This window comes from Nocardia sp. NPDC004722 (assembly GCF_053601505.1).
The window spans coordinates 1-8728 of the sequence record NZ_JBSGBY010000360.1 but is presented as its reverse complement, the minus strand read 5'-3'; the positions used below and the strand labels follow the sequence as shown (position 1 = coordinate 8728).

The window sequence follows — 8728 nt, the reverse complement described above, 5'->3', positions numbered from 1 at the left end:
GGAACACAGTGCCGCCTTGACTCTGGAGACGGTGCTCTCCCAGGTCGCCGCCGTCCTCGGACACGACTCCGGCGACTCGATCGATGCCGAGACGCCGTTCCGGGAACTGGGTCTCGACTCGCTGGGCGGCGTGGAGCTGCGGAATCGGCTCGGCAAGGCCACCGGTCTGTCCCTGCCCTCGACACTGGTCTTCGATCATCCGACGCCCGCGGCGGTGGCGAAGCTCATCCAGTCCCGAGTCGCGCCGACGGCGGCCCCGGCCGCGAGCACGGCGACGGGACTCGCGCGGCCGGGGGCGGCGCGCACCGATGAGCCGATCGCGATTGTCGGCATGGCCTGCCGCTACCCGGGCGGTGTCGAATCCCCCGACGCGCTCTGGGATCTGGTGTTCACCGGGACGGACGCCACCAGCGACTTCCCCTCCGACCGTGGCTGGGAGCTGGACCGGCTGATCCACCCGGACCCCGACCACCCGGGCACCACGTATTCGGGTCGCGGCGGATTCGTCACCGGGGCAGCCGATTTCGACGCGGGCTTCTTCGGCATCGGTCCTCGCGAGGCGGTCGCCATGGATCCGCAGCAGCGGTTGCTGCTCGAAGTGTCCTGGGAGGCGCTCGAACACGCGGGCATCGACCCGAACTCGTTGCGCGGCAGCGACACCGGCGTCTATTCGGGCGTGATGTACCAGGACTACGAGGCGTTGACCCGGAACGCGGGTCCGGAGGTCGAGGGTTACGCGCTCACCGGATCGCTGGGCAGCGTGGTGTCGGGTCGGATCGGCTACGCGCTGGGGCTGGAAGGCCCGGCGCTGACGGTGGACACCGCGTGCTCGTCCTCGCTGGTGGCGCTGCACCTGGCGTGCCGTGCGCTGCGGCAGGGGGAAAGTTCGCTGGCCTTGGTCGGCGGGGCCACCGTCATGGCCACGCCCGCGGTGTTCCTCGACTTCTCCCGGCAGCGTGGTCTCGCCTCGGATGGGCGTTGTAAATCGTTCTCCGCGGCCGCCGACGGCGTGGCCTGGTCGGAGGGTGCGGCCGTGCTGGTCGTCGAACGGCTCTCGGACGCACAGCGACTCGGCCACACCGTGCTCGCCGTGGTCCGTGGCAGCGCGGTCAACCAGGACGGTGCCAGCAATGGCCTGACCGCACCCAACGGACCGGCGCAGGAGCGTGTGATCGCCGAGGCGCTCGCCGACGCGGGTGTGACGCCCGCGGAGGTGGACGCCGTCGAGGCGCACGGCACCGGGACCACCTTGGGCGATCCGATCGAGGCGCAAGCGCTGATCGCCGCCTACGGGCAGGCGCGCGGCGACCGGGAACCCCTGCGGATCGGCTCGCTCAAATCCAATATCGGGCATGCACAGGCGGCCGCGGGCGTCGGCGGAATCATCAAGATGGTGCAGGCCATGCGCCATGGTGTGCTGCCGCGCACCCTGCACGCGGAAGAGCTGTCACCGCACGTCGATTGGTCGTCGGGAGCCGTGCGGGTACTCACCGACGCCGAGCCCTGGCCCACGGGTGACCGGCTGCGGCGCGCGGGTGTCTCGTCCTTCGGTATCAGCGGCACGAACGCGCACGTCATCCTCGAGGAGCCGCCGACCACCGCGGTCGCACCCTCCGCCGCCCCGGCGAATCCGAACGTCACCGCCCTGATGCTCTCCGGGCGCACCGAGACGGCCCTGCGCGAGCAGGCGAATCGGTTGCGGGAGTGGATGATCGAACAACCGGCGCTCGCCGCACAGGATGTCGCCGCAGCCCTGGTCGGCACCCGGGCACGACTGGACTGGCGCGGCGGAGTCATCGGTCGCGACCGCGACGAACTGCTCGCCGGATTGGCGGCCCTGTCCGACGGGCGGGCCACCGCGACCGCCGTCGCGGGCACGACGACACCCGGACGCCTGGCGTTCCTGTTCACCGGGCAGGGTGCGCAGCGCCGCGGCATGGGTGCCGGGCTCTACCGCGACTACCCGGCCTTCGCGAGCGCCCTCGATGAAGTGTGCGCCGAATTCGATGGCATTCTCGGCGGATCGCTGCGCGCGGTGATGTTCGAGGCTCCCGAAAGCGGTTTGAACCGAACGGAATTCACGCAGCCCGCGCTGTTCGCCTTCGAAGTGGCGCTGTTCCGGCTGCTGGAGTCCTTCGGCGTGGTGCCGGACGTGGTGGCCGGACATTCCATCGGCGAGCTCGCCGCGGCGTATGTCGCGGGGGTGTGGTCGCTGCCGGACGCGTGCGCGCTGGTGGCGGCGCGCGGCCGGTTGATGGGTGGCCTGCCCGAAGGCGGGGCCATGCTCGCGGTGGCCGTCACCGAGGAGGACGCGGCAGCGGTGGTGGCCGAGTATGCCGATCGCCTCTCGGTGGCGGCGGTCAATGGTCCTGCCGCCGTGGTGCTCTCGGGTGACGAGGACGCCGTCGCGGAGGTCGACCGGCTGTTCGAGGAGCGTGGCGTCCGGACCAGCAGGCTCCGGGTCAGCCACGCGTTCCATTCGGCGCGCATGGGCCCGATGCTGGACGAATTCCGCACTGTCGCAGCCGGACTGACCTACCGGCAGCCGCTGCTGCCGATCGTCTCGAACGTCACCGGCGCCGAGGCGGGCGACGCCGTCCGCGACCCGGAGTACTGGGTGGCGCAGGTGCGCGGCTGTGTGCGCTTCGCGCCGGGAGTGGACACGCTGATCGCGCGCGGTGTGCGGAAGTTCGTCGAGGTCGGCCCGGACGCGGTGCTCACCGCCATGACGGCGGCCTGTCTGGCGCAGCACCCCGAGGTGGAGCCGAAATCCCTTGCGGTGGCGGCCTCGCGGCGCTCGATCGACGAGCCGACCGCGTTCGTGACCGCCTTGGCGCGGGCGGACGCCGCCGGTATACCCGTCGATTGGTCGCAGGGGAACGACCGGCCTGCCGTCCGTATCGCCCTGCCCACGTACGCATTCCAACGCCAGCGCTACTGGGCGCGGCCGGTCGTGGCGAACGATGTCCGGCGTTCGGGGCTCGAAGACGCGCACCACCCGCTGCTCGGTGCGATCGTCCAGGTGCCGGGTTCGGAGCAGGTGGTGTTCACCGGTCGGCTGTCGCGGGGCACGCATCCGTGGCTCGAAGACCACGCGGTCGCGGGCACGGTGCTCTTGCCCGGTGCCGCGCTGGCGGAGCTCGCGTTGCATGCCGGTGCGGTCGTCGGGCGGCCACACCTGGCCGAACTGGTGATCGAGGCACCGCTGCCGATACCGGCGGATTCCGGAGTCCAGCTGCGCATGGTGGCGGAGGCACCCGACGACTCGAACAGTGTTACGGCACAGGTCTATTCGCGAGTCGAGAGCGCCGGCGACGAATCGCAGTGGGTGCGCCACGCCACCGCGACCCTCACCGACGACGTATCCACGCCGTCGAACCCGGGTGGTTCGCACGATTGGCCGCCCGCAGACACCGTGGCGATCGCAGTCGAAGACGGTTACGCGGCGCTGGCGGAACGCGGCTACCGATACGGACCCGCCTTCCGCGGTGTGCGGTCGCTGTGGGCACGTTCCGGTGAGGCGTTCGCCGAGATCGCATTGCCGGATTCGGTACGCGACCAGGCCGGGGAGTTCGGGATGCACCCCGCCCTCCTGGATTCGGCGCTGCACGTGATCCTGCTCGGCGGGCTGCTCCCCGAACCGCCGAACGGTACTGTCGCCGTGCCGTTCTCCTGGGAACACGTCGACCTGCACGGCACCGGATCGAGCGCACTTCGGGTGCACGCCAAGGTGTCCGGCTCCGACCGCATCGCCTTGACTTTCACCGACCAGGCGGGCACGCCGCTGGGCACGGTGGGCGCACTGACCCTGCGCGCCATCGCGGCGGGCGCGCTCACCGAATCCCCGCGCGAGCCGCTCGGCTACCACGTCGATTGGGTGGCCCGGTCGCAGGCCGACGACGGCACGCAGGAGATCGTCTGGGGCGCCGGCACTCCGCACGACACCGCACTCGGTGGCGACTTCGAGACCGCCACCATCGGCGGCCGCAGGCATGTGGTCGCCGTCGTCGAACCGGCGACCGGATCCGTGCCGGAGTCGGTGCACCGGACGGTCATCGACGCCGCGGCACGAATCCGGCGACTGCTGGCAGGGGACGATCCGGTCGTGGTGGTCACCCGCCGGGCCGTCGCCGCCGAGGTCGGCGAGCACGTCGATCCGGCGAGTGCCGCTGTGTGGGGCCTGCTGCGCACCGCCCAGAGCGAGAACCCGGACCGGATCAGGCTCGTGGACGTCGGCGACCGTGCCGAGCTCGCGGGCGTGGAGGCGGCGCATCGCGCAGCCGTGCGGCTGGCGTCGGCGATCGCCGACGAATCCCAGCTGGCTGTACGGGATTCGGTGGTATACGCCCCACGAGTAACCCGCGACTCCGCCGCCCTGACCGCCCCCGAAGGTGCGGCCCCGACGGCTCCCGCAGGTGCGGCCTGGGCCCTTACCCTCCGCGACAAGGGAACCTTGGACGCCGAGAACTTCGGGCTCGACGAAACCCCTTACGCCACAACCGCGCTCGAGCCCGGCCAGGTCCGGGTGAGTATGCGGGCGGTGGGCCTGAACTTCCGGGATGTGCTCATGGCCTTGGGCACCTATCCGGATCCGCTCGGCCGCATCGGCGGCGAGGGCGCGGGCGTCGTGCTCGAGGTGGCGGCCGACGTCACCGAATTCGCCGTCGGTGACCACGTTTTCGGCTTCACCCCCGGTATGGGTTCGGTGGTCGTGGTGGACCGGCGACTGCTCGCGCCGATGCCGAAGGGCTGGTCGTTCGCCCGGGCCGCCGCCGTTCCGATCGTGTACGCGACCGCGTACTACGGCCTGGTCGACCTCGCCGACGCTCGATCCGGAGAGACGCTGCTGCTACACGCCGCGACCGGCGGCGTCGGCATGGCGGCGGTACAACTCGCCCGACACCTGGGGCTGCGTGTCCTGGCGACGGCGAGCCGACCCAAGTGGAACATCCTGCGCGACATGGGCTTCGACGATGCGGATATCGCCGACTCCCGAACCCTGGACTTCGAGAAGGAGTTCCTGGACCGCACCGGCGGCGCGGGCGTGGACATCGTGCTCGATTCGCTGGCGGGCGATTTCGTGGACGCCTCGCTGCGCCTGCTCCCCCGCGGCGGCCGCTTCGTCGAGATGGGCATGATCGACCGTCGCGACCCGGTCGAGGTCGCCGCGACCCACCCCGGCGTGCGCTACGCGAGTTTCATGCTGATGCAGGCGGGACCCGATCGGTTGCGGGAGATCCTCACAACCCTCGTGGAACTGTTCGACCGCGGCGAGCTGACGCCGTACCCGATCACCGCGTGGGACCTGCGGCGCGCTCCCGAGGCGTTCCGCCATCTCAGCCAGGCCCGGGGCGTCGGCAAGAACGTACTGACCGTCCCAGCACCGCCGCGCGCCGACGGCACCGTGCTGATCACCGGCGGTACAGGCGGATTGGGTGTGGTGGCCGCACGCCACCTCATCACCGCGCACGGCGCGCGCAGGCTCGTGCTCGCGAGCCGACGCGGCCCGGAGACGCCCGGTGCGGCGGAAACGGTCGCCGAGCTCACCGCGCTCGGCGCGCACGTGGACGTCGTCGCGTGCGACGCGGCCGACCGGGCCGCGCTCGACCGGCTGCTCGCCGCGATTCCCGCACGGCACCCGCTGACCATGGTCGTGCACGCGGCGGGCGTGCTGGCCGACGGTCTGCTCGCCACCATGACCGACGAGCAGATCACCCGGGTCCTGCGCCCCAAGGTCGACGCCGCCTGGAATCTCCACGAAGCCACCGCGGGCCTGGACCTCTCGGCCTTCGTGCTCTACTCCTCGATCGCCGGGGTGCTCGGCACGGCGGGCCAGGCCAACTACGCCGCCGCCAACACCTTCCTCGACGCGCTGGCGCAGCAGCGGCACGCCGAGGGCCTCCCGGCGACCTCCATCGCGTGGGGGCCGTGGCAGCAGAGCAGCGGCATGACCGGCGATCTGACCGAGGCCGATCTGGCGCGGCTGCGACGAGAAGGCTTGCTGCCGCTGGATTCCCGGGAGGGCATGGAGCTCTTCGACGCGGCGACGACCACCGGTCGTCCCACCGCCGTGGCGATCCGCGTCGATCGTGACGCGCTCGGCGACCCGGCCGGTGTCCGCCCGATCATGCGGACACTGTCCAAGCCGGTGGCGCGGCGCGGGCCGGTCACCGAACCGGTGGCGGCGGAGAGCGCCGCCGATGCGGGACAACTGGTCGCGCGCCTGCTCGGCCGTTCGGCCGAGGAACAGAAGCGGGTCCTGCTCGGCGTGATCGGCGTGCACGCCGCAGCCGTGCTCGGGCACACCGGCTCCGACACCCTGGAGCCGGATAAACCGTTCAGCGCGATCGGGTTCGACTCACTCGGGGTGATGGAGTTCCGCAACCGCCTGAAAACCGCTGCGGGAGTGCAGCTGTCGGCCACCGCGATGTTCGACCACCCGACCCCGGCGGCGCTGGCCGAGTTCCTCCGTCAGCAGTTGGTGCCCGCCGACGCGGCCGCCCGGGCCCTCGCCGCCGACGTCGACTCGCTCACCAGAGGTTTCGCCGCGGCGGACCTCACCCCGTCGGAACGTTCCGACCTCGCCGGGAAGTTGTCCGCCCTACTACGCAAGCTCGAGGACATAGCGGTCGATCGCGGCGAGCCCGCCGGCGATCTCGAATCCGCCGACGACGACGAGCTTTTCGATTTCATCGACAGCCTATGAGCTGATGGACCAGGAGTTTCACTGATGGCTGACGACGACGAACTGCGCCGGTACCTCAAGAAGACCGCCAAGGAGCTGTACGACACCAAGCAGCGGCTGCGCACGCTCACCGATCGACTGCAGGAACCGATCGCCATTGTCGGCATGGCGTGCCGGTATCCGGGCGGGGTGCGCTCTCCCGAGCAGTTGTGGCAGCTGACCGCGGACGGCGTCGACGCCATCGGCGGGTACCCGGCCGACCGCGGCTGGGACCTCGACCGGCTCTTCGACCCGGACCCCGACGCGGCGGGCACCATCTACACCCGCGATGGCGGGTTCCTCGACGACATAGGCGATTTCGACGCCGCTTTCTTCGGCATCGGCCCGCGCGAGGCGGCGGCGATGGATCCGCAGCAGCGGCTCATGCTGGAGGCCGCCTGGGAAGCCCTCGAGGACGCCGGGATCGACCCGACGTCGTTGCGCGGCAGCGACACCGGTGTGTTCGCCGGTGTCATCCACCAGCACTACGGCCCGCGCATCGGTTCCGCCGCCATCGGGGCGGAGACCGAAGGCCATGCCTACCTGGGTGTTTCGAACAGCGTCCTGGCCGGGCGCATCGCCTACACCTTCGGCTTCACCGGCCCGGCGATCGCGGTCGACACCGCGTGCTCGTCCTCGCTGGTAGCCATTCATCTGGCCTGTCAGGCCCTGCGTTCCGGCGATACGGACGTGGCGCTGGCCGGTGGCGTCACCATCATGTCCGATCCCTCGCTGCTGATCGCGTTCGCCCGGCAGCGGGCGTTGTCCAGCGACGCCCGCTGCAAGGCGTTCGCGGCCGCCGCCGATGGCACCGGCTTCTCCGAGGGACTCGGAATGCTGGTGCTGGAACGACTCTCGGACGCCCAGCGCGCCGGACACCAGGTGCTGGCGGTCATTCGCGGCAGCGCGGTCAACCAGGATGGCGCGAGCAACGGTCTCACCGCGCCCAACGGACCGTCGCAGGAGCGGGTCATCACCCAGGCCCTGGCCAATGCCGGACTGGACGCCGCGGACGTCGACGCGGTCGAGGCGCACGGGACCGGCACCATGCTCGGTGATCCGATCGAGGCGCAGGCGCTCATCGGCGTCTACGGCGCGGGCCGCCAGGGCGAGCCGTTGCGGCTGGGCTCGCTGAAATCCAATATCGGCCACACCTCGGCCGCCGCGGGCGTCGGCGGCGTGATCAAGATGGTGCAGGCCATGCGCCACGGCGTGCTGCCCAAGACACTGCACGTGGACGAGCCGACGCCGCACGTGGATTGGTCCGCGGGCACCGTCCGTCTGCTGCAGGACAGTCACCCGTGGCCGCGCGGGGAACGCCTGCGCCGGGCGGGCGTGTCCTCCTTCGGCGCCAGCGGTACCAATGCGCATCTCATTCTCGAGGAAGCCCCCGCCGTCGTGGCGGCGACCGAAGCCGATGGCTCGCCCCAGGTTTCGACCGGCACGGTCGCGCTCGTGGTGTCGGCCAAGTCCGAAGTCGCGCTGCGCGCGCAAGCGGATCGGCTGCGGCAGTGGCTGATCGAGCACCCCGACGTGGACGTCCGCGAGGTCGCGCAGGCCCTGGTGAGCTCGCGGGCACTGCTCGAGTGGCGCGGCGCGGTCACCGGATACGACCGCGCCGAAGTGCTCGACAGTCTCGCGGATTTGGCCGCGGGCGGATCGAATACCCGTGCGGTGAAGGCTGATTCCGGTGCGACCGCGTTCGTGTTCACCGGTCAGGGTGCACAGCGGGTCGGAATGGGCGCTGGTCTCCACAGCGCATACCCGGCCTTCGCCGCCGCACTGGACGAGGTTTGCGCGGTATTCGACCGGATGCTCGGACGGTCGCTGCGGGAGGTGATGTTCACCGACCCCGAGGGCTTGCTGGACCGCACCGAATGGACTCAGCCCGCCCTGTTCGCGTACGAAGTGGCACTGTTCCGGCTGCTGGAATCCTTCGGTGTCACACCGGATGTGCTGGCCGGTCACTCGGTCGGTGAGCTGGCGGCGGCCCACGTCGCCGGC

The 8728-nt window shown here is 71.0% G+C and carries 2 protein-coding genes; both read left to right on the top strand.

Annotated elements, in window-relative coordinates; genetic code table 11:
- The first annotated feature begins 16 nt into the window (after positions 1–16).
- Positions 17–6706: an SDR family NAD(P)-dependent oxidoreductase gene (locus ACWELQ_RS29255; protein ID WP_452400254.1), complete on the top strand. Its 6690-nt coding sequence runs from the start codon at positions 17–19 to the stop codon at positions 6704–6706.
- A gap of 24 nt (positions 6707–6730) precedes the next feature.
- A partial coding sequence (locus ACWELQ_RS29250) for a type I polyketide synthase (protein WP_452400253.1) occupies positions 6731–8728 on the top strand: 1998 nt, incomplete at its 3' end.